The sequence below is a fragment of the uncultured Intestinibacter sp. genome (assembly GCF_902468165.1).
GTDB lineage: Bacteria > Bacillota > Clostridia > Peptostreptococcales > Peptostreptococcaceae > Intestinibacter.
This window is the reverse complement of record NZ_CABQXJ010000007.1, coordinates 37,199-61,218: the sequence shown is the minus strand read 5'-3', so window position 1 is coordinate 61,218 and position 24,020 is coordinate 37,199. Positions and strand designations below refer to the sequence as shown.

Sequence of the window (24,020 nt, the reverse complement as noted above, 5' to 3'; positions counted from 1 at the left end):
ATGGATTTTAGTATATTAAATGGATACTATGGGGTACTTTTAGAAGGTACTAAATATACTATCTTAGTATCATTAGTATCTTTAGTAGTAGGATTTGTACTTGGCTTATTGATTTGTCTAATGAAAATGTCAAATTTTAAAGTTCTAAAGCTTTTATCTAGTGCTTATGTACAAATATTAAGAGGAACACCTTTATTTGTTCAAGTTTTTATTATTTATTTTGGTTTACCACAAGTAGGTATAGATTTCCCAGATATAGGGCCGATATCATCTAAATTTATCGCAGGTGCATTTGCATTATCAATAAACTCAAGTGCATATATAGCAGAAATATTTAGATCAGGAATACAATCAGTTGATAAAGGGCAAATGGAAGCTAGTAGATCATTAGGTTTAGGATATACAGATACTATGAGATTTGTAATAGTACCACAAGCTGTTAAAAACGTATTACCAGCATTAGCAAACGAATTTATAACATTAGTAAAAGAATCATCAGTTCTTTCAGTTATAGGAACTCAAGAAATCATGTTTAAAGCAGGTATAGTCGTTACAGCAGTTTATAGACCTATGGAACCATATATAGCTGCAGCAGTTATATATCTTGTATTAACAACAATATTATCAAAATTAGTTGGTATATTAGAAAAAAAACTAGCTAAATCAAATTAATAAGGGAAAGTGATAAAATGATAAATATAAAGAATTTGCATAAATCATTTGGAGATTTAGAAGTAATAAAAGGTATTGATTTAGAAATCAAAAAAGGTGAAATAGTAACAATAGTTGGACCAAGTGGTTCTGGAAAAAGTACAGTACTTAGATGTATGAACTTATTAGAAGTTCCAACAAAGGGGCAAATAATATTTGAAGGAACAGATATTACAGATAAAAAAGTGAATATTGATGAAATTAGACAAAGAATAGGTATGGTATTCCAAAACTTTAATCTATTTCCTAACATGACTGTTTTAGACAATATTACTTTGGCACCAATGAGATTAAAAAAATTAAGTAGAGAAGATGCCAACAAAAAGGCAGAGATATTACTTGAAAGAGTAGGATTATTAGATAAAAAAGACTCTTATCCATCACAATTATCAGGTGGTCAAAAACAAAGGATAGCAATAGCTAGAGCATTAGCAATGGAACCTGATATGATGTTATTTGATGAGCCTACATCAGCTCTTGACCCAGAAATGGTAAAAGAAGTTTTAGATGTTATAAAGGAATTGGCAGAAGATGGTATGACAATGGCTATAGTAACACATGAGATGGGATTTGCCAAAGAAGTATCAGATAGACTGTTATTCGTAGATGGAGGAAAGATAATTGAAGACGACAAACCAGAAGTTGTTTTCGAGCATCCAACACACGAAAGAGCAAGAGAATTCTTCTCAAAAATATTATCATAAACAGAAGGAGGTTATTAAAATACTAATCGATTAATATTTTAATAACCTCCTTTTCTTTTTAGTTATAGATTTTATTAAAAATCTAAGTCAGTTATATATTAACAATATACTCCTTTTTCGAAGTAATCTTTTATTTCTTGTGAATCATTAGTTTTACCTAAAGCTAACATAAGTTTTATTCTAGCTTTTTGACCTGGTAAATCTCCGCCGAATATACATCCTATATTTTTTAAATCACGTCCAGAACCTAAGTAACCGTAAGAATCATAAACTCTACCAGTTAAACATCTTGAAACTAGTACTACTTCTACACCTTTTTCTCTAGCGTATTCAATACCTCTAAACATTTCTGGTGGTATATTTCCTCTACCCATACCTTCGATTACTATACCTTTATATCCGCTATCAGCAGCGAATTTTATTAAATCATCGCCCATATCAAGACCTGACTTGAATAAAGCAACTTTTGATTCAAATTTATCAGTATCTATAAACGTCTTTTTAGATGCATCTTTTAATAATAAAAGTTGGTTACAGTCTATTATACCTAAAGGACCGTGAGCTGGTGATTGGAAAGTATTTAATGAAAGTGTATCTGTTTTTGTAACTTCAGATGCAAGAAGGATCTCGTTGTTCATAGCAACAAGAACACCTTTACCAACAGCAGAATCTGATATTGCCGTACAAACTGCTGCAGATAAGTTGCTAGATCCGTCGTATCCAAGTTCAGAACTACTTCTCATAGCTCCAGTAACGACTATAGGTTTTTCAGTATTTATAACTAAATCTAAGAAATATGCAGTTTCCTCTAAACTATCCGTACCGTGAGTAACAACAACACCGCATATATCTTCTCTTTCTAATAGATTATTTATATAATGTTTTAATTCCATTAATTTTTCAAAGCTCATGTGAGGGCTTGGTATTTCATCAAAATTGTGACCTTCTATTGTAGCAACTTTGTTTATGTTAGTTGCTAAAGATAATATTTCTTCTCCAGATAAACTAGGTATAGCCGCTCCAAGTTCTGGATCTATTGTCATAGATATTGTTCCACCAGTGAAAACAACAGCTACTTTTTTCTTAATTGGCATAATGCACCTCCGAATGTCAAATATAATTACATTTAATATTTTATAATATGTTTTCAATTATGTACATCTTTTATATTTGGGATTAATGCTTGATTTTATACCGATAGATGATAATTTAATTATTTTTTTGTTTTTACATAATAAAATTAGAAAATATGACACTTATTAATTAAAAAATTAAACAAATAGGCGAAAATTCCGTAAAAAATAAAGTTTACACGTAGGAAAATGATTGCAAAGGCTTTAAAATTAAAGCATTATTAAATAACAACATAACAATTAAAGTTATTTATCCTTTATACAATCAAGACGAAATAAATAAAGACTACAAAGACACGATAATAATAAATACCTTAAATAATAAAAAAATAAAAATAAATTTAGTTGGAATAGATTTGAATGAATGTATAGACTATATTTCTAATCATAATATTACATAAAAAAATAGAGAAGTGATAAACACTTCTCTATTTTTAATAGCAAAAAAAGAGCCAGGGGAAGCTCTTTTTTTAAGGGGTCAAACTGATTCCGTTTCAATTTAACAATAATAAATAATATAAAGTCTATTCTCAAAAGGGGTATTCGAATAGAAATATTAGTATGGCTATCTGGGGGATAACCTTAAATTTATAATAGCAAAATTCGACATAAAAATCAAATGGTATTTTTTGGTAATTAGAAAAATCGTAATTTTATATAGTATTACCAATACTTTGATAATTATTTATTATTAAAATATAAAATATTAAGAAAAAAATAAAATCATAACACAGAAATTAATTGATTGGAAAAAACTATACAGAAATGCTAGGGAATAAATTTAAGTGAATTTATTTACAGTCAAAAGATAATATTTTTAATCCTAAAACCTTAAAAATTAAAGGCTTTAATGGTATAATATATAAGTCATTCAGATAGATTAGATTTTTTATCTAAAAGCTCGAATATAAACGAATTATTGTATAAATTTATATAAATATTTGATAAAAAGGACGGTGTAGTAATATGGAAATTTATTTAGATAATAGTGCAACAACAAAACCATATCAAGAAGTTGTCGATAAAATGGTTCTAGCTCTTACTACTCAATATGGAAATCCTTCATCTATACACAAAAAAGGTATAGAAGTTGAAAGAGAAATAAAAGAAATAAGAAGAAACATAGCGAGAAGTTTAGGTGCTAAAGAAAATGAAATATATTTCACATCAGGTGGTACTGAATGTAACAATACCATCATAAGAAGTGTGGCAAGATTAAATAAAAAGACTAAAAACCACATAATATCAACAGTAATAGAGCATCCTTCAGTTTTAGATACTCTTAAAGATTTAGAATCAGAAGGATTTGAAGTAACATATTTACCAGTTGATAAAGATGGAAAAATATCTATAGAAGATTTAAAAAATGCAATTAAAAAAGAAACTATATTAGTATCTATAATGCATGTTAATAATGAAATCGGAACTATACAACCTATAGAAGAAATCGGAAAATACTTAAAATCTTTAGACGAAAAAATATATTTACATGTAGATGCGGTACAATCTTATGCAAAAATTAAGTTTAGACCATCAAGATATAATATAGATTTTATGAGTGTAAGTGGTCATAAATTACATGGTCCTAAGGGAATTGGATTTATGTATGTAAAAGAAAACAACAGAATAAAACCGCTTCTTACTGGTGGAGGACAAGAAATCGGAATAAGATCAGGAACTGAAAATGTACCAGGAATATACGGAATTGGTGAAGCTGTTAAAGTTATAAACAAAGATTTAGAAGGGACTATAGACAAAATAAGAGAACTTAGAGATCTTTTAAAAGAAGAAATATTAGCTAATATAGATGATGTTAAAATAAATACACCTGAAGATGGTGTCTGTCATGTTTTAAATGTTTCATTTAGAGGAGTTAGAGGAGAAGTTCTTCTTCATTATTTAGAACAAAAAGAAATCTATGTATCTACAGGGTCTGCATGTTCTTCTAAGAAAAAGGGAAGTCATGTACTAAATGCTATAGGTTTAACTCCAGAAGAAATTGAAGGAGCTATAAGATTTAGTTTAAGCGATTTAAATACAAAAGAAGAAATACTAGAAACTATTAAAGTTTTAAAAGAATCTGTATCAGATTTAAGAATGATAATAGGAAGAAGAAGATAGTATATAAATAAAATCTAGAAATAGAGTAAAAATAAAGAGGAAGATAATTAAAAGAAAGGAGTATGCCAGGATAATAATTTTGGCAACGTGAGAAAGTGTATAACGCGTTAATTGTAAAATACGGAGAAATAGGAATCAAAGGAAAAAACAGATATATATTCGAAAATAAATTAATAAAAAACATAAAAAATATGTTAAAACCATTAGGTAAATTCGATGTATACAAAGAATACGGAAGAGTTTATGTTGAACTTGGTGACTACGACTATGAAGAAGTAATGGAAGAAGTTAAAAAAGTATTCGGTATAGTTGGAGTATGTCCAGTTATAAAATTAGACAGAAAATCAGACGATATCGAAGAAGCTTATCAATTATTACAAGAGACTGCATTAAAAGTTTTAGAAGAAAAAATAGAACAAGGATGCAAAAACTTCAAAGTTGAAAGTAGAAGAGGAGATAAGTCATTCAGAATGACATCTCAAGAAATGAGTATAGATATAGGTGGATACTTATTAAGCAAAACTGAAGGAAAAATACCAGTTGAATTAAGAAATCCAGAAACAAAAATAAAATGTGAACTTAGAGAGCACAATGTAGTAGCTTACAGTGATACTGTGCCTGGTTATGGTGGTCTTCCAATAGGAACTAATGGTAAAGCTATGTCTTTATTATCTGGTGGTATAGACTCTCCTGTTGCATCATGGATGGTTGCAAAAAGAGGGGTAGAAGTTGAATGTATACACTTCCACACATATCCTTTCACAAGTGAAAAATCAATGGAAAAAGTAAGAGATTTAGCAAGAATATTAGCTAAATACTGTGGAAAAGTTAGACTTCATAAAGTTAACTTACTAGAAATACAAAAAGCTGTTGGTGCAAACTGTAAAGAAGAAGCTATGACTATAATATCTAGACGTTTTATGATGAGAATAGCTGAAGAAGTAGGTAAATTAAGAAGATGTGACGCATTAGTTACTGGTGAAAGTATAGGACAAGTTGCATCACAAACAATACAAGGTCTTACTTGTACAAATGCATCTGTAAGTATGCCAGTTTTCAGACCATTAATCGCAATGGATAAAACTGAAATAATCGATGTAGCTAAAACTATAGGAACATTTGAAACATCAATAATACCAGAAGAAGATTGTTGTTCAGTATTTGCTCCAAAAAGACCAGTTACAAAACCTAAATTAGACAGAATAGAAGCTGACGAAGCATCTTTAGATGTAGAAGGTTTAATAGCTGATGCTATAGAAAAAATGGAAGTTGAAATTATAGAATTCTAGGGAGAGTATTTAGCAATTATGGAGATTTTGTGTGTTGGTTTGGGTGGATTTATAGGTGCTATATCCAGATATCTTATATCAATGCAGGCATCTAAGTTTTTTACTGGACGAATACCTATAGGAACATTATTTGTAAATATTTTAGGCGGATTACTTATAGGATTTATTTTAGAATTAAATTCAAAAACTAATGTGATTTCGCCACAAATGAAATTATTCTTAACTACAGGACTTATGGGAGGGCTTACTACTTTTTCTACATTTAGTTATGAGACAGTAGGTCTTTTCTCTGATGGAAGTTATATAAGTGCAATGGTAAATATAATTTTAAATGTTATACTTAGTTTAATTGGAGTAGTTATAGGTAAAAGTATTCTTATAAATTTAATATAATAAAAGATAGCAATATATAAAGATATACAGATCTTTATATATTGCTTTTTTTAATTTCAAGCGTATTATCTTAAGAAGCGGACGAAGTCATTGGCTCTATGAATGAGGTGAATTTGTCTTTATTAAATAAAGTATTTTAAAAAGCATAATAAAAATATTGACATATATTGGTAAAGTATACTACTATTTAAAACATATTAATCATACTAATATAGTAGGAAATAGGGGAGAATAAAAATAATTAATTAAATATGGGGGGATAAATATTCTCTGATATAAGTTATTTTAAAAGTCCAACTGTAATAGTAGTACCAAAAGGCGATAAAAGTATAAAATCGCTTGAAGATTTACAAGGGAAGGAAATCCAAGCCATATCAGGAACAGCAGTTGCTATGTATTTAGAAGATTATAACGAAAAACACAGCGACAATCCAATAAAATTAGCATATGCAGAAGCAGATACTGCAACATTTATACACAATGTAACAGCAGGGAGATATCCAGCTTATATCTGTAATGAGTCATATGTAGAACAAGTCGAAAAACAATTAGGTATAGATGCGGATGTAGTACCTATAGAAAATTCAGATGAAATCCAAGATTCAAGAGCATATTTTTTATTTAGAAAAGATGATACAAAATTAAAAGAAAGATTTGATACTGTATTAAAAGAAATGAGAGACGATGGAACATTATCAAAACTTTGCTTAAAATATACAAAAAAAGATTATACTCAAGGAATATAAAAATAAAAGAGGGATGAAGTTATGAAGAGTGTATTTGATCCAAAATATATATTAGAATTTATTCCTAAATTAGTTGAGGCCTTGCCAGTTACATTATTGATGACAGCTGTGGCAATGGTTGGAGGTCTTTTATTAGGATTTGTATTAGCTATTATAAAGATAAAAAAAGTTCCTGTATTAAGACAAATCTGTGCATTATATGTTTCATTTATGAGAGGGACACCACTTTTAGTGCAATTATTTTTATCTTATTATGGATTACCGATATTTTTATCAGTTATAAATGAAGAGAAGTATTACTTTTACAAGTGCAGGAAAGACATACAATATAGCAGCAATACCTTTTGCATTTTCAATAATTCCAAATGATGAAATAAGAGAGAAATACAGAAAATTAGCAAATGGATTGTTCGCAACACCAAATGCACTGACAATAAAGGCGATAAAAGCGGCATATACTGAATGTGATGATTGGAGAGAGGAACTACTAGACTATCTAAAAGACAATAGAGATTATTTAGAATATAGAATATCTAATATAGATGGTTTATCTATTAATCATAACCAAGGGACTTATCTTGCGTGGATAGACCCGACTGAGCTTAATTTAGAAAATCCATGGGAATTTTTCAGAGAGAGAGCAGGTGTTAATTTTTCAAATGGAAAAGACTTCGGTAAAGATGGATATTTAAGAGCCAATTTTGCCTGCACAAGAAGAACTTTGACAGAAGCGTTAGATAGAGTGGAGAGGGCAGTAAATGAAATAAATAATAAATAAGAAAGGGGATATAAAATTAAATTTTACTTATTGAATTTTATTTATTATAATCAAGGTTTAATTTTATATTTGTTAATTAATATGGATAAAACTACTGTAGTAAGTATAAAAAATTTACACAAATCGTTTGAAGATGTTGAGGTATTAAAGGGAATAAATATGGAGATAAAAAAAGGTGAAGTTGTTGCAATTTTAGGGCCTAGTGGTTCTGGCAAAACAACATTTTTAAGATGTTTAAACTTTTTAGAGACTGCAGACAAAGGAATTATTGATATCGGTGGTCATATAGTAGATTGCCAAGATATCGGAAAAAATCAAAAAAAGAAGATAATAGATTTAAGAAGAAATACAGCAATGTTATTTCAAAATTATAACTTATTCAGCCATAAAACCCTTATAGAAAATGTGATGGAAGGTCTTGTTATCGTCCATAAAATGAACAAGATAGAAGCATATGAAAAAAGTAAAAAGATGCTAGAGAGAATAGGTTTAGGAGAGCGAATAAATTACTACCCACATATGATTTCTGGAGGACAAAAACAAAGAGCAAGCATGGCTAGAGCATTAGTTCTTAATCCAGATGTAATATTATTTGATGAACCTACATCTGCATTAGATCCAGAGCTTGTTGGAGAAGTATTAGATACCATGAAACAAATCGCTGATGAATGCATTACAATGATAGTAGTAACGCATGAAATGGCATTTGCTAGAGATGTAGCAGATAGAGTTGTATTTATGGATAAGGGAGTTATAGTAGAGCAGGGGACTCCAAAAGAAATATTTACAAGACCAAAAGAATATAGAACAAAACAATTTTTATCACGATTTATGCTTTTAGAGACTTCAGAAAACTACATTATATAATTTAAATAGGGTATTAATAATAAAAAAGTGCATCTGAGATACAGATAGTATCTAAAGATGCACTTTTTAATGTCTTATTTTTTGTAAAATAAAAAGAAGTCTTATTCAGACTTCCAAAGTATAAAAAAATTATAAAGTTTAATAACTTTAAAAATATATAAGGGCATTTTAATTACATATAAAAATTATATTAATTTGATAAATCATAGAATCTTTATATGCTTTTAAAGTATACATTAATAAAATAATGCATTGACTTATCTATAATAATATCCAAGATGGATACTATTTAGCAACTTTATTATTATGAACTTCTACACCGAATGATTCAACAATATCACTAGCACGTTTAACTTCTTCAGCAGTAGGTTCTTGTACGTCTTTAAGTTCGTATTCAAATCCCATGTTCTCCCATTTGTGAATTCCCATACCGTGATATGGTAAAAATTCAACACGGTCAACATTATTTAGAGTAGAGATGAATTGTCCTAATTTTTCTAAATCGGCTTGATCATCTGTTATACCTGGGATAAGAACTTGTCTAATCCAAACAGGGATATTTCTTTCATCTAAATGTTTTGCTAATTTAAGTGCTTTTTCATTACCAACACCTGTTAGTTTTTTGCATTTTTCATTGTCTATATGTTTTATATCTAATAAAACAAGGTCAGTGTAGTCTAATAATTTATCAACTTTTTCGATATCGACAAATCCTGCTGTATCAAGACATGTATGTATGCCTAATTCTTTACATTTTGCGAATAGTTCTGCAACGAAATCAGCTTGTAGAGTAGCTTCTCCACCTGATGCTGTTACACCACCACCAGAGAACTGCATGTATGATTGATATTTTACTATATCTTGTACTAGTTCATCAGAAGTGTATTCCTTTCCGCAATTTGGTTTCCAAGTGTCTCTGTTATGACAGTATTTACATCTTAGTGGACAACCTTGGAAAAATATTATATATCTTATACCTGGACCATCAACTGTTCCAAATGTTTCAATTGAGTGAACCCTTCCTTTTAACATATTCAAGCCTCCATATAGAATTAGATTATTATATCTGTAAATATAATTTTCTAAAGTGATATTTATTATTCTGTGTAAGAAATAATAATTAAGTAGAATTTCTAAAATCTATTGGAATATTGTATACATTAAGTAGTATTATGAGATTATTATAAATCAATAATTTAGAAATGTCTACTAAAAAAATAATTTATATAAGACAAAGCCCCAGAGAACTTTACAGTTCTTTGGGGCTTTGTTGTTATTGTAATTTAATTTTAATTATATTTTAATTAAATATTAAGCCATTTTACCATGGAAAGTTCTGTTTATAACATCTAATTGTTGTTCTTTAGTTAATTTTATGAAGTTAACTGCATATCCTGAAACTCTTATAGTTAATTGAGGATATTTTTCTGGATGTTCCATTGCATCTTCTAAAGTTGATCTATCGAACACGTTTACGTTTAAGTGATGAGCGTTTTGTCCGAAGTATCCGTCCATCATTGATGATAAGTTTGTAATTCTTTCTTCTTTAGTTTTTCCAAGAGCACCTGGTACTATAGAGAAAGTATTTGATATACCATCTTGTGAATGTTCGTATGGTAATTTAGCTACTGATGATAATGAAGCTAATGCACCACTGTTATCTCTTCCGTGCATTGGGTTAGCACCTGGAGCAAATGGTTGTCCAGCTCTTCTTCCGTCTGGAGTGTTACCAGTTTTCTTACCGTAAACAACGTTTGAAGTTATAGTAAGAACTGATTGAGTATGATAAGAATTTCTATAAGTTTTATTTTTTCTTATTTTGTTCATCATAGACTCAACTAAGTAGCAAGCTATTTCATCAGCTCTATCATCGTTGTTTCCGTATTTTGGATAGTCTCCTTCTATTTCGAAGTCAACTGCTACGCCTTCTTCATTTCTTATAGCTTTAACTTTAGCGTATTTTATAGCTGATAAAGAGTCAGCACAAACTGAAAGACCAGCTATACCACAAGCCATAGTTCTAAATACATCTCTATCATGTAAAGCCATTTCTAAAGCTTCATATGAATATTTATCATGCATGTAGTGGATTATGTTTAATGTATTTACATATAAGTTAGCTAACCAATCAGTGAATGGTTCGAATCTAGCCATTACTTCATCGTAATCTAAGTATTCAGAAGTTATTGGTTCGAATCTTGGTCCTACTTGAGCACCTGATTTTTCATCAACCCCACCGTTTATAGCGTATAATAATGTTTTAGCTAAGTTAACTCTAGCTCCGAAGAATTGCATTTGTTTACCTATTTTCATTGCAGATACACAACAAGCTATTCCGTAGTCATCTCCCCAGTATGGTCTCATTAAGTCGTCGTTTTCATATTGAACTGAACTTGTATCTATTGATACTTGAGAACAGAAATCTTTGAATCCTTGTGGGAAGTGGTTAGACCAAAGTACTGTTAAGTTTGGTTCTGGTGATGGTCCAAGAGTGTAAAGAGTATTTAAAACCCTGAATGAGTTTTTAGTTACTAATGTTCTACCATCTATACCTTGTCCACCTATTGATTCTGTTACCCAAGTTGGGTCACCTGAGAATAAATCATTGTAATCTGGAGTTCTTAAGAATTTAACCATTCTTAATTTCATAACGAAGTGGTCCATTAATTCTTGAACTTCTTCTTCAGTTATTAATCCAGCTTTTAAATCTCTTTCGAAGTATATATCTAAGAAAGTAGAAGTTCTACCGATACTCATTGCAGCACCATTTTGATCTTTTATAGCTGCTAAGTAAGCGAAGTATAACCATTGTACAGCTTCTCTTGAGTTAGTAGCTGGTTTTGATATATCAAATCCGTAGCTTTCACCCATTCTTTTTAAAGCTTCTAAAGCTTTTATTTGATCAGATAATTCTTCTCTTAATCTTATTACATCTTCGTCCATGCAAGAAACTTCTAAAGAAAGCTTTTGTTGCATTTTATCTTCTATTAATCTATCAACACCGTATAAAGCAACTCTTCTGTAGTCACCTATTATTCTACCTCTACCGTAAGCATCTGGTAAACCAGTTATTATACCAGATTTTCTAGCAGCTCTCATTTCTGTTGTATAAGCATCGAAAACACCTTGGTTGTGAGTTTTTCTGTATTTAGTGAATATTTCACTTACTTGTGGATCACATTCGAATCCGTAAGCTTTACAAGAAGTTTCAACCATTCTTATACCACCTTCAGGCATTATAGCTCTTTTTAAAGGTGCATCAGTTTGTAAACCTACTATTGTTTCTAAATCTTTATCTATATAACCAGGAGCATAAGCGTCTATAGCAGATACAGTTTTTGTATCAACGTCTAATGTTCCACCATTTTCTCTTTCTTTTTTGAATAATTCTAAAACTTCATCCCAAAGTTTTGTAGTATTTTCAGTTGCTCCAGCTAAGAAAGAACTATCTCCTTCATATGGAGTGTAGTTAGCTTGGATAAATCCTCTAACATCTATTTCTTTTGTCCATCTACCTTGTTTGAATCCTTGCCATGCGTTATTCATGTAAGCTTCCTCCTAAATGTCTTATATAGTTTGGATACTATTTTAATTATTATTTATTTTGTAACTTGTAGGAATTTATATTCCTATAAAAAATATTAAAAAATCTAGCTAGATATATTTCGTTTTTATACGTTTATAATATCATATATCAAGTATATTGTATACAAGATTTTTAAAATAAAATTATTAAAAATCTGTTGTCCTTTGTTATATTTTTATATTTACCCGCCTAAATAGAGTTTAAACAAAAATCTGAAAATAAATTTAGAAAATTTAAAAATATACCCCTTTGGCCTTGCAAATACTAGCTTTTAAATTTTGATAAAAAGTTATAATACATGATTACTTATACATTTTTTTCACAAAAGTGAATATTTATTATATATAGGAGGGATGACAATGGTAATAGTAGTTATTTTATTTTTAATAGGTTTTGTGTTGATATCTAAGGGTGCTGACTTTTTTATAAATGCTACTGTAGAAATTGGTAGGAAGACTAATATATCAGAATTAATTTTGGGAGCTACCATAGTAAGTTTTGCGACTACATTGCCAGAACTTACAGTATCTTTGTTTGCATCTATAGACAACCATACAACAATGAGTTTAGGAAATGCAGTCGGTTCTATAATATGCAATACTGGGCTAATTTTAGGTATGGTTGTGTTTGTAAGTCCATTTAAAGCAGATAGAAAGATGTTTGCATCCAAATCTACTATATTATTATTATCTATTATAACTTTAATTGTTTTAGGATTAGATGGATCTATTACTAAAGGCGATGGTTGTATATTATTAATGCTTTTAGCATTGTATATGTATACAAATTATAAGGGAATATTAAATGATACAAGTAAAAATTATCTTTATTATTGTATGACACAGCAAAGTGATATGTCTGGTGGAAAGATTGCATTATCATTTTTTTCTGGGCTAATTATGATGATAGTTGGTTCCAGATTATTAGTTGATAATGGAGTAGAGATAGCGAGTTTTATCGGAATACCTCAAGGAATAATAAGCTTAACTGTTATTGCCTTAGGGACTTCATTACCAGAATTAGTCTCATCTATTACAGCGGTTAGAAAGAAACATCATGAGATATGTGTTGGGAATATCCTAGGGGCTAATATTTTAAATATTGTGTCCGTAATTGCTATTTCATCTATACCAAATTCAATACCTATACTTTCACAAAATATCAGAGTGGATTATCCTTTTATGATAATTTTAGTTTTAATTTTAATAATTCCTACTATTATAAAGCATAAATTATATAGACTTCAGGGATTATTAATGTTGGCAACGTACATAACTTATTTAGCTGTTCTTTATTATACATATATGATTTAATACTTATTTTAAAATATAACTAGATTTTAACTAGTTATATTTTTATTTTTATAAAAACATAACAATACTTATATAAATAGTAATAAAAAATTTAGAATAAGGGGGATTATTATGGATTTATTTTTTTACATAGCGATAATTGGTGCAAGTATGATTTTATTTAGCAAAATTCAATATAAAATGATTTGGGATAGGAGTATGTATAATGGCAATGAACTTGCTCTAAACAAAACTAAAAAAAATAATTTTTTTATAAAAATAAAAAATAGCTTTTTATATGAGTTATTTTATTCACAAGAATTTGCAAAAATGAATAGTAGATACGGTAGCTTGATGGTCATTATAGGCATAATTGGGATGTTAGTTTTTAAGACGATAGCGATTATTTTAAGGGGTTTACTTTTAATTATTTTGATTTTTTATCTATTCAAATTTGTTAAAAGATTGATAAAGTCTTTGAGAAGTTATTAATCTATACAAGCGTTGATTTCACATCAGTATAAATTGTTTTGCTTTCGGAAAAAATAAGTTTGCATAATAAATGATTTAAATATATAATGGGATAGGTTAGGAATTATGAAAACGGAAAGGAAATAAACAATTAATATGAATATAACAAAATTTGAAGATTTACCAATTAGTGATGAGATAAAAAGATCAATTGCGGAAATAGGATTTGAAGAGCCATCACCAATACAAGCTCAGTCAATACCTGTTATTTTATCAGGAAAAGACGTTATAGGGCAAGCTCAAACAGGTACAGGAAAAACTGCAGCATTCAGTATACCTATACTTGAAAAAGTAGACCCAAATAACAAACATTTACAAGCAATCGTATTATGTCCTACAAGAGAATTAGCGATACAAGTTTCTAAGGAAATAAGAAAGCTTGGTAAGTTTAAGAGCGGAATTAAAACATTACCAGTTTACGGTGGTCAACCAATAGATAGACAAATAAAAGCATTAAAGAGTGGAGTACAAGTTGTAATAGGAACTCCAGGACGTGTAATAGATCATATAAACAGAAAAACTTTAAAATTAGATGATGTAAAAATGGTAGTGCTTGATGAAGCTGATGAAATGTTAGACATGGGATTCAGAGAAGATATAGAGTTAATATTAAACCAAACTCCAATAGAAAGACAAACTACTTTCTTCTCAGCTACTATGCCAAAAGAAATTTTAGAGTTAACTAAATTATATCAACATGAACCGGAAATGATAAAAGTAGTTAGAAAAGAACTTACAGTTCCAAACATAAAACAATTCTACATTGAAACAAGAAGAGCGAACAAATTAGAAGTATTATGTAGATTAATAGATGTATATAATCCAAAATTATCAGTTGTATTCTGTAATACTAAGAGAGGTTCTGACGAATTAGTTAGTGAACTTCAAGCTAGAGGATACTTTGCAGATGCACTACATGGAGACCTTAAACAAACTCAAAGAGATATCGTAATGGACAAGTTTAGACAAGGTACTATAGACATACTAGTTGCTACAGATGTTGCTGCTAGAGGTATAGATGTAGATGACGTAGATATGGTATTTAACTACGATTTACCACAAGACGAAGAATACTATGTTCACAGAATAGGTAGAACTGGTCGTGCTGGTAGAGAAGGTGTATCTTTCAGTTTCGTATATGGAAAAGAAATGAGAAAAATGAGAGATATAGAAAGATATACTAAATGTAAATTAGTTAAACATGGTATACCTACTATAGCAGACGTTGAAGAAAAGAAAGTTGCTGCATTCTTCAAACAAGTTAAAGAAACTGTTAAAGATAGTAGCTTAGCAAAACAAATAAGCTGGGTAGAATCTTTATGTGCAGAAGAAGAATTATCAACTTTAGAAGTAGCTGCTGCATTAGTTAAGTTATCTATGGGAGAAGAATTAAAAGAAGAAATAATCGAAGAACCATCTAGAAAAGAAGCTAGAAAATCTAAAAAATCTAAAAAAGGTTCAACTGGTGCTGAGCACGGAATGGTTAGATTATTCATAAACGTAGGTAGAAAACAAAGAGTTCAAGCTAAAGATATAGTTGGAGCTATAGCTGGAGAAGCTGGAATACCTGGAAAATTAGTTGGAACAATAGATATATATGACAAATATACATTTGTTGAAGTTCCAAAAGCAAATGCTAAAAAAGTTTTAGAAAAATTAAAAAATGTTAAAATCAAAGGTAACAAAATTAATATAGAAAAAGCTAATAAAAAAAATAAATAGATTTTAAATAAAATTAAATATAAGACCACTTAATATAAAGATTGTTATTTTGTAATCAATTAGAAATTAAGTGGTTTTTATATTTTGTATACATCTATTTGATAAAAAAAGGTGATACTGGATTTTCATTTGAAAAATTATGAATTTAAACTTTATAAGTTGAAAATGATGTTTTAACTGTAAAATATTGTTAATTTTCTGCTATACTTAAATTGAGATAAAGATTTAGTTTCAAGTTAAGAAGCTAGTTATTTAACATATTATCATAATTATATTAAAACAATCGATGTGACTAAAATGGCACTTCAGATTTAACATACAAAGTGAATCAAAAAAATCAAATCCTTACAAAGGCACTTATATTTAAAAATGCAATTCTATTACAGCATGAGTTTGGTGATATGTTGCAAAAATATATTTATCTTATTGTAAGGTTGTTTTTTATGCAATTTTACACGACAGAAATAGGTTATTTAGACATAATGGATTAAATAAATATATAAATTAAAAAATATATTATAGAAATATATATAATTTTTATATTTTTTGCTCCTTTAAGATATATAAATCAATTATTTATATATCCTAGCTAAAATAGGAGGAAATTTATGAAAAATAGTAATGTAAAAAAGTTAGTTGAAATTAGTTTATTAATAGCGTTAGAGGTTATTTTAACAAGATTCTGCTCAATATATACAGGAATCTTGAGAATAGGTTTTGGATTTTTACCAGTTGCTATAATAGCGATGATGTATGGTCCTATAAGTGCTGGTATAGCATATGCAATAGGTGATATTTTAGGAATGATGATATTCCCAAGTGGATCTTATTTCCCAGGTTTTACACTTACAGCATTTTTAACAGGTGTAATTTATGGTGTAGTATTATATAAACATCCAAAAACTTGGGGTAGAATAATACTAGCAACTTGTTTAGTTTGTTTAGGAATGAATTTATGTTTAGATACAGTATGGCTTCACATATTAATGGGTAAAGGATTCTTTGCATTGTTGCCAACTCGTATTTTTAAAGCAGCAATAATGATACCAATACAAACTATACTTATCCAATTAGTTTGGAAGAATATAATTGTAAAAATAGCTAAACCTTCTGAAATAATGGCTTAATGCTAAAAATAGAGATTTAGTGTGGGATTTTAATTTTAATATAAATATAGTAGCAGAAGTAGTCACTGCGAATTTAGATAGGGTAAATTGACTATAAAATAATTCATACCAATACCAATAGCTAGATATGGAAGCAAATAATTCATTATAGTGATTAAGTAACTAAGTGACAAGATACAGTGCCTGTAAATTTATACAGGCACTTTTTGTATTTTATGTATATAAATACCAAATAAGGACATACTGATACTGAGTATTTCTTTAGTTTTATAATATAACTATCATAGACATAAATAAACAAAACTAGTGTTATTTCTTTGAAGGAATCGTTTTATACAAAATAGAATTGATTATCAGTAAACTTCAATGGGAGGGATGCGAGATGATTAAATGTTATTTAGAAGATAAAACATTACTAGTTCAGTTTACAACAACAGAACTAGATCATCATGTAGCAACTTATATAAAAGAAAATGTAGATGATATTATAATGAGAAAGAATATAAAAAACATTATATTCGACTTTCAAAATATAAAATTTATGGATTCTTCAGGAATAGGTGTTATCATAGGCAGATATAAAAAAATAGCAAATGCGCATGGAAATGTATCTGTAATAAATATGAATCCAAGAGTGGAAAAAGTTTTTAATTTATCGGGAATGGGCAAAATAATCAATGTATACAAATCATATGAAGATGCGATAAATTCTTAATAAGGGGGAACTATATTATGAACATTATGGAAGTAAAATTTTCCGCAAAATCAGAAAATGAAAGCCTTGCAAGAGTAATAGTTGCATCTTTTGCAGCTAAATTAGATCCAACTATAGATGAACTATCCGACATAAAAACAGCTGTATCGGAAGCAGTAACAAATGCAATTATTCATGGATATGAAGAAGACGAAACCAAATTTGTACATATGAGATGTGAATTAATTGAAAACACTATAAAAATCGTTATCGAGGATTATGGAAAAGGCATAGCAGATATAGAAGAAGCTAGACAACCAATGTTTACATCAAAGCCGGAATTAGAGCGTTCTGGAATGGGATTTTCATTTATGGAAAGTTTTATGGATGATATGCAAGTGGCATCAATTGTAGGAGAAGGGACAAAAGTTATAATGACTAAAACAATAGAAATACCTAAATAAATTCTAACATAGAATAGAGGTTTGATTATGGGGATAACTGCCAAAAAAGAAGAAAAAAAGCATTTGCTTAGTCATGAAGAAACTTTAGAGCTTATACAAAGAGTTCAAGAAGGGGATGAAGAAGCTAAGGAAGTGTTGATATCTAGCAACCTCGGGTTAGTCAGAAGTGTCATCGGTAAATTTTCAAACATTGGTTATGAAAGAGATGACTTGTTTCAATTAGGGTCTATAGGCTTGATTAAGGCTATATATAAATTTGACCCTAGCTATAATGTAAAATTTTCTACATATGCTGTTCCTATGATATTAGGAGAAATAAAAAGATATTTAAGAGATGATGGTATGGTAAAAGTATCAAGATCTCTTAAACAACTCGCCATCAAAGTTAAGATGCAGGGTGAAGCTCTAAGCAAAAAACTTGGACGCGACCCAACAATAGAAGAAATAGCAGAAGAATTAGGGGTAGAAAAAGAAGATGTAGTAATGGCAATAGAATCTAATTTTTCTGTTGAATATCTACAAGGAGTTATACATGAAGAAGAAGGTTCTCCTATATGCCTTATCGATAAAATATCTCGAAAAGGAGATAATGAAGAAGATAAGGTGGTAGATAATATTCTTTTGAAGGAAGTACTAGGAAAATTAGAAAAAAGAGAAAGACAAATTATCATGCTTAGATACTTTGAGGATAAAACTCAAAGTGAAATAGGACAAATACTAGATATCTCCCAAGTACAAGTATCTAGAATAGAAAAAAAGGTTTTACACAAATTAAAATCCTACATTACTATGTAGGATTTTTTTTATTCTAAGGAAATTATAGATTATTTGCTTTGTGGAAAATTTATAATTTCAAACTTATTATCTTTATACATTAATACATCATTTTAGAAAATATAATTTCAGTTATATGCATTTTTTTTATTTTTTTTCAAACAATAATATATAAATTAACTATATATGGTTAGGAAAGGATTGATTGTATGCCAAATCAAAACAATACACAAAATAATGACCAAAACTATAAAGATTATGTAGATGAGATAAGTCCAAAACCAACCTACATCAAAAACTATATCATGGCATTTATAGTAGGAGGAATCATATGTATTATAGGTCAAGCGATAAATGATTCGTATATGCATTTAGCCGGATTAGACAAAAAAACAGCAGCTACATGGACTTCGATAACATTGATTTTTATAGGTTCATTCTTAACAGGAATAGGAGTTTATGATTTGATTGGAAGAAGAGCAGGAGCAGGTTCTATAATACCCATCACAGGATTTGCAAACTCTATAGTATCACCAGCTATGGAATTTAAAAGAGAAGGATATGTGATGGGGGTTGGGGCTAATTTATTCAAAATTGCAGGGCCAGTTTTAGTATATGGTATAGGTTCATCTATTTTATTTGGATTTATTTACTACATAATACAAATAATATTTAAGTAAGGAGTAAATTTAATGAGAAATAAGCGAATAGGTAATAGAACTATGAAAATGGAAAATAGTCCAACTATTATTTCTACAGCATCTATAGTTGGACCAAAAGAAGGCAAAGGACCTCTAAAAGATAAGTTTGATGTTATATTACAAGATGATTTATATGGAGAAAAAACATGGGAACTAGCTGAAAGTAAAATGATTCAAACGGCATTAGAAACAGCAGTACAAAAAGCAGAAAAGCAGTTAAGTGATATTCACTTTTTATTTGGTGGAGATTTAATTAATCAAATATTCCCAGCATCATTTGCAGCTAGAGAATTACAAATCCCATTTTGCGGTATATATGGGGCTTGCTCTACTATGGCACTTGGAATGTGTCTTAGCTCCATTGTAGTTGATGGAGGTTTCGCTGATTATGCACTTTGCGGAACATCTAGCCATTATTGTACAGCAGAGAGACAGTTTAGATTTCCGCTAGAACTTGGAAATCAAAAACCTATGACGGCTCAATGGACAGTTACAGGAGCGGGAAGTGCCCTTATTTCAAACAGTGGAGAAGGACCAAAAGTAAAATATATAACAATAGGAAAAGTAGTAGATAAAGGAATCGATGACGGAAATAATATGGGAGCGGCTATGGCTCCAGCAGCTGTCGACACAATTTACTCATATTTTGAAGATACAAAAGATGATCCAAAATCATTTGATTTAATTGCGACAGGTGACTTAGGAACATTAGGTAAAAAAATAACCTGTGATTTATTAAGACAAAAAGGTGTAGATATATTCGATGTTTATACAGATTGTGGGCTTGAAATTTTTGATTTAGAAGAACAAGACGTTCACTGTGGAGGAAGTGGATGTGGATGTTCGGGAACTGTATTTGCATCATACATATATCCTAAATTAGTAAATAAAGAATTTAAAAAAGTAATGTTAGTTTCGACGGGTGCATTATTATCACCAACAAGTACACTTCAAAAACAAACTATTCCATGTATTGCACATGCAGTAATAATAGAAAGTGAATAGATTTTAGATTTATAAAAATTAGAGGATGTGAAAAATATGATTCTAGAGTATGTAAAAGTATTTTTAGTCGGTGGAACGATATGCCTAATAGCTCAAATTTTAATGGATTATTTTAAAATGCAAACACCTTATGTTATGGTGACATATGTTACTACTGGAGCGGCGCTTACATTTTTAGGTATCTATGATAAAATAGTAGATTTTGCTGCGGAGGGAGCGATGGTTCCTATCATAGGTTTTGGATATTTATTAGCAAATGGAGTTATAGAAGGTATTAAGAAAGATGGATTTTTAGGTATATTGACTGGAGGAACAATAGCTGCAGCAGGAGGAATAGCATCAGCGATATTTTTTGGATATGTAATGGCTGTAATTTTTACACCAAAGGCAAAACCTTGATTTAATTATCAAAATTATTTGCATCATTGAGTATGTAAACAGGATTAATATACTAAGTCTATAATAAAAAATGCCATGGAATGATATTTTCCATGGCATTTTATTTTATTTTTAATTATATACTAATTATATTTATATCTATTGATAAATATAATTAGTATATGTTTTGAAAATCTCTATATTTTAAATATTTTATGATATAGTATTTTACTGTTCTAATCTAAAAGTCTTAGATTATTCTGTGGCATTATCACCATTATCAGGAGTAGTATTACCGCCATTATCAGGAGTTGTACCTCCGTTGTCAGGTGTAGTGTTACCACCATTATCAGGAGTAGTAGTACCACCATTTCCACCGTTGTTGTCAGGAGGATTTCCTCCGTCACCAGCACTTGGTGAATCATTAGTATCTTCGTCTGTTGTTGCATTGTTATTTGGAACAGTAGAACGATGAGTACTTGTTCTAGTTGGTGAAGTTCCGTTTACGAATGCAGCATTTGAACCAGAGTTAGAAATTCCACCATCATTTAAGTTTATTTTATAGAATGTTATTCCTGATGGTTTTTCAAAATCTATTACTTCTAAATTTTCATGTATAGGCTTCATAACACTTGCCCATAATTTTGCTGCTGCTGAACTTGATTCTTCTACTGGACGAAGAGCTATACTGTTTTCATCAGCGTCTTTTCTACCAACATCATCTCCGATATAAGTAGAGCATACGTAATATGGAGTATATCCAACGAACCATACAGCATATTTTTTATTAGTAGTACCAGTTTTACCAGCCACAGGCATTTCACCTATAGAAGCTTCTGTACCAGTACCTTCTTTTACAACAGCTTTAAGCATATCTGTCATAACGTAAGCAACTTCTTCATCGACAACTCTGTGTTCTTCTGGAGAAGATTTTACGATCAATTCTCTGTTATAAGTACTAACTGTAGTAAATACAGTAGGTTCTATATAAACACCGCCATTAGCTAAAGCACCATAAGCTGCTGACATTTCAAGAGGAGAAATACCATAAGCCATACCACCTAATGCTAAAGATGGGAATGTTCTATCTGTTGTACTAGAACTATTAGTTTTACTATCTACAACAGTTGTTATTCCGAAGTTTTTAAGATAATCCATCATTACATCTATAGAATCTTCATAAGTATCACCTAAGTTTTCAGCAGTTTTTACTGCAACTGTATTAGATGATTTTGCAAGACCTAGACGTAAACTCATATTTCCAGCACCTGCAGTAGTTGTAGATGGATTCCATATTTGATTCTTTTTAAATTTATATCCGCCTCTTGCATCGCTAAATACTGTTGATTGAGTCATTTGTAAAGTATCAATTGCCGCAGTATATATAGAAAGAGGTTTTATTGTAGAACCTGGTTGAACTGGGTTAGTAGCCCTGTTTAAAGTTCTCTTACCTTTTATATTTCTACCACCGATTAGTGATTTAATTTGTCCATTATGATAATCAATTATAACCATAGCAGATTGTGGTTGTGTTATACCGTTTGAATCTGTAATTGAGTTTGCTGGGAAATTAGAACTATTATTATATTGTGCTTCTAGTTCTGCTTGCATACTAGAATCTATAGTAGTTTGAATTTGAAGACCACCATTATAATATAATTTATTAGCTTCTTCCTGAGTATAACCTTGATCTTTTAATGCGTTTATAACTTCATAATATACATAATCTTCGACTGTTGAAACTACTGTTTGCATAGTTTTAGGTATGTGAATTTGCACATTAGCGACATCTATACATGCTTGATCATACTCACTTTGAGATATATAACCGAATTCTTTCATTTTACTAAGAACTGTTTTTGCTCTTCCAACAGCATTTGGATTAAGTACAGCTTTTCTAACAATAATAGTACCTTGCTTTAATTGGCTATATGTATCATAGTCAGTAATCAATCCCCAAGAGTATAGTTTGTCAACCATATTAAGCTCTACTTCAGTAGGATCGTCATATCCATCATTTTCAGTATGATTAATGAATATTAATTTGTTTTCTAAATCAGATCTTTGTTCAGTACCGTCTAACTTAGCTTTATTAAATGGTGTATATTTATATGGATTGTTGGTAGCACCAACTAACATTGCAGCTTCAGGTAAAGTAAGTTTTTCTGCTGATTTATTAAAACATCCTTGTGCAGCTGCTTCGATTCCATAAAAACTGTTACCTACATACATGTTGTTTAAATATGTAAGTAAGACATCATCTTTATCTACAACTTTACTCATTTCATAAGCATAGTAGATATCTTTTATTTTACGAGACATAGTTTTATCTTGAGAGGTTAAAAGTAATTTTGAGACCTGCATAGGTATTGTACTACCACCTTGTTTTTGACCAAGAATAGTCTTAACAGCTGATCTAGCTAGACCTTTTAAATCGACACCATTATGTTCATAGAACCTAGAGTCTTCTATAGATACAAGTGCGTTTTTTACGGTTTCATTATTTAACTTCTTAAGAGGAATCTTTTTATTTCCAGTTTCGGCTTCTGCCAAAGTACTTCCATCTGAATATTTCAGTATAGTTTTACTATTAGTTTTTTCATCTAATAATGCTTTAGTTATAACTTCAGTATCTCTTAAAGATGAGAAAACTAACGCTGAGCCAACAGCAACACCAGTGACTAGCATAAATAAAATTACCATTCCGAAAATTTTAAATTTACTTCTTTTTCTTTGTTTTTTAGGTTTTGATGAAACTTTTTTATAATTATTTTTCGATGCACTGTTATTTACATCATTATTAGAAGATGAAGAAACTTTTTTTCTTCTAATCTTATTCTTATCATCATTATTGTTATCTCTGCTCATGATATACCTCCTTACTTAATGCATAATTATAACATATTTTATTTCCTTTTTATAGTTAATTAAAATTTGTAAGAATATGTAAAGTTTATTAAGTTTCAATAATAGATAAAATCCTATGGTATAATTATATCCTTTA

Annotated in this window: 23 protein-coding genes; 19 read left to right on the top strand and 4 right to left on the bottom strand. The window is 29.7% G+C overall.

The window, feature by feature from the left end; translation table 11 throughout:
- Together RDX53_RS02630 and RDX53_RS02625 are read left to right on the top strand one after the other, a co-directional pair.
- Entirely contained in the window at positions 1-672 is a 672-nt protein-coding gene (locus RDX53_RS02630) for an amino acid ABC transporter permease (protein ID WP_307993671.1), read from the top strand.
- Positions 673-689: 17 nt separating this feature from the next.
- A complete protein-coding gene (locus RDX53_RS02625; RefSeq protein ID WP_295676779.1) occupies positions 690-1,415 on the top strand; it encodes an amino acid ABC transporter ATP-binding protein in 726 nt (241 codons plus the stop codon).
- Positions 1,416-1,513: 98 nt separating this feature from the next.
- On the opposite strand, the gene RDX53_RS02620 is transcribed toward RDX53_RS02625, so the two are convergent.
- Positions 1,514-2,509: an asparaginase gene (locus RDX53_RS02620; protein WP_195929863.1), complete on the bottom strand. Its 996-nt coding sequence runs from the start codon at positions 2,507-2,509 to the stop codon at positions 1,514-1,516.
- Positions 2,510-3,514: 1,005 nt separating this feature from the next.
- On the opposite strand from RDX53_RS02620, the gene RDX53_RS02615 reads away from it, so the two are divergent.
- From RDX53_RS02615 to RDX53_RS02585, 7 genes are all read left to right on the top strand, one after another.
- On the top strand, positions 3,515-4,669 hold the full coding sequence (locus RDX53_RS02615; RefSeq protein ID WP_195929862.1) for a cysteine desulfurase family protein: 1,155 nt from the start codon (positions 3,515-3,517) through the stop codon (positions 4,667-4,669).
- Between the two features lie 95 nt (positions 4,670-4,764).
- Positions 4,765-5,958: a tRNA uracil 4-sulfurtransferase ThiI gene (thiI, locus tag RDX53_RS02610; protein ID WP_195929861.1), complete on the top strand. Its 1,194-nt coding sequence runs from the start codon at positions 4,765-4,767 to the stop codon at positions 5,956-5,958.
- An 18-nt stretch (positions 5,959-5,976) separates the two neighbouring features.
- Positions 5,977-6,351: a fluoride efflux transporter CrcB gene (gene crcB, locus RDX53_RS02605; protein WP_207743820.1), complete on the top strand. Its 375-nt coding sequence runs from the start codon at positions 5,977-5,979 to the stop codon at positions 6,349-6,351.
- A 263-nt stretch (positions 6,352-6,614) separates the two neighbouring features.
- Positions 6,615-7,097, top strand: a complete 483-nt coding sequence (locus RDX53_RS02600) for a transporter substrate-binding domain-containing protein (RefSeq protein WP_307993677.1) — start codon at positions 6,615-6,617, stop codon at positions 7,095-7,097.
- A 21-nt stretch (positions 7,098-7,118) separates the two neighbouring features.
- Positions 7,119-7,466, top strand: coding sequence for an ABC transporter permease subunit (locus RDX53_RS02595; protein ID WP_295571899.1), 348 nt, complete (start codon positions 7,119-7,121; stop codon positions 7,464-7,466).
- Positions 7,381-7,875, top strand: coding sequence for an aminotransferase class I/II-fold pyridoxal phosphate-dependent enzyme (locus RDX53_RS02590; protein WP_295571901.1), 495 nt, complete (start codon positions 7,381-7,383; stop codon positions 7,873-7,875). Before RDX53_RS02595 ends, RDX53_RS02590 begins: the two co-directional genes overlap by 86 nt.
- An 81-nt stretch (positions 7,876-7,956) precedes the next feature.
- Positions 7,957-8,742 (top strand): amino acid ABC transporter ATP-binding protein, encoded by a 786-nt coding sequence (locus RDX53_RS02585; protein WP_295571903.1) that lies wholly within the window; start codon positions 7,957-7,959, stop codon positions 8,740-8,742.
- Between the two features lie 285 nt (positions 8,743-9,027).
- Here RDX53_RS02585 and pflA read toward each other — a convergent pair whose 3' ends face one another.
- A complete protein-coding gene (gene pflA, locus RDX53_RS02580; RefSeq protein ID WP_195929858.1) occupies positions 9,028-9,774 on the bottom strand; it encodes a pyruvate formate-lyase-activating protein in 747 nt (248 codons plus the stop codon).
- Between the two features lie 279 nt (positions 9,775-10,053).
- Positions 10,054-12,288: a formate C-acetyltransferase gene (gene pflB, locus RDX53_RS02575; RefSeq protein WP_195929857.1), complete on the bottom strand. Its 2,235-nt coding sequence runs from the start codon at positions 12,286-12,288 to the stop codon at positions 10,054-10,056.
- 399 nt (positions 12,289-12,687) lie between these two features.
- Here pflB and RDX53_RS02570 point away from each other — a divergent pair, with 399 nt between their 5' ends.
- From RDX53_RS02570 to RDX53_RS02525, 10 genes are all read left to right on the top strand, one after another.
- Positions 12,688-13,641, top strand: coding sequence for a calcium/sodium antiporter (locus RDX53_RS02570; RefSeq protein ID WP_295676030.1), 954 nt, complete (start codon positions 12,688-12,690; stop codon positions 13,639-13,641).
- Positions 13,642-13,752: 111 nt separating this feature from the next.
- Positions 13,753-14,112, top strand: a complete 360-nt coding sequence (locus tag RDX53_RS02565) for a hypothetical protein (protein ID WP_295574166.1) — start codon at positions 13,753-13,755, stop codon at positions 14,110-14,112.
- A gap of 135 nt (positions 14,113-14,247) precedes the next feature.
- The gene (locus tag RDX53_RS02560; protein ID WP_295574169.1) at positions 14,248-15,873 is read left to right on the top strand and encodes a DEAD/DEAH box helicase; all 1,626 of its coding nucleotides are present in this window, start codon (positions 14,248-14,250) and stop codon (positions 15,871-15,873) included.
- A gap of 608 nt (positions 15,874-16,481) precedes the next feature.
- The gene (locus RDX53_RS02555; RefSeq protein WP_295763025.1) at positions 16,482-17,000 is read left to right on the top strand and encodes a folate family ECF transporter S component; all 519 of its coding nucleotides are present in this window, start codon (positions 16,482-16,484) and stop codon (positions 16,998-17,000) included.
- Between the two features lie 382 nt (positions 17,001-17,382).
- Positions 17,383-17,715 (top strand): anti-sigma F factor antagonist, encoded by a 333-nt coding sequence (gene spoIIAA, locus RDX53_RS02550; RefSeq protein ID WP_195931487.1) that lies wholly within the window; start codon positions 17,383-17,385, stop codon positions 17,713-17,715.
- A 14-nt stretch (positions 17,716-17,729) separates the two neighbouring features.
- Entirely contained in the window at positions 17,730-18,158 is a 429-nt protein-coding gene (gene spoIIAB / locus RDX53_RS02545) for an anti-sigma F factor (protein WP_195931489.1), read from the top strand.
- Positions 18,159-18,185: 27 nt separating this feature from the next.
- Positions 18,186-18,953 (top strand): RNA polymerase sporulation sigma factor SigF, encoded by a 768-nt coding sequence (gene sigF / locus RDX53_RS02540; protein ID WP_195931486.1) that lies wholly within the window; start codon positions 18,186-18,188, stop codon positions 18,951-18,953.
- A 188-nt stretch (positions 18,954-19,141) separates the two neighbouring features.
- A complete protein-coding gene (spoVAC, locus tag RDX53_RS02535; protein ID WP_195931485.1) occupies positions 19,142-19,612 on the top strand; it encodes a stage V sporulation protein AC in 471 nt (156 codons plus the stop codon).
- 12 nt (positions 19,613-19,624) lie between these two features.
- Positions 19,625-20,638, top strand: coding sequence for a stage V sporulation protein AD (gene spoVAD, locus RDX53_RS02530; RefSeq protein ID WP_195931484.1), 1,014 nt, complete (start codon positions 19,625-19,627; stop codon positions 20,636-20,638).
- A 36-nt stretch (positions 20,639-20,674) separates the two neighbouring features.
- Entirely contained in the window at positions 20,675-21,037 is a 363-nt protein-coding gene (locus RDX53_RS02525; RefSeq protein WP_195931483.1) for a SpoVA/SpoVAEb family sporulation membrane protein, read from the top strand.
- A gap of 234 nt (positions 21,038-21,271) precedes the next feature.
- Here the strand turns inward: RDX53_RS02525 and RDX53_RS02520 are convergent, their stop codons facing one another.
- Positions 21,272-23,884 carry a transglycosylase domain-containing protein gene (locus RDX53_RS02520; RefSeq protein ID WP_307993670.1) on the bottom strand — a complete coding sequence of 871 codons (2,613 nt, stop codon included), beginning with the start codon at positions 23,882-23,884 and terminating at the stop codon, positions 21,272-21,274.
- Positions 23,885-24,020: the final 136 nt, after the last annotated feature.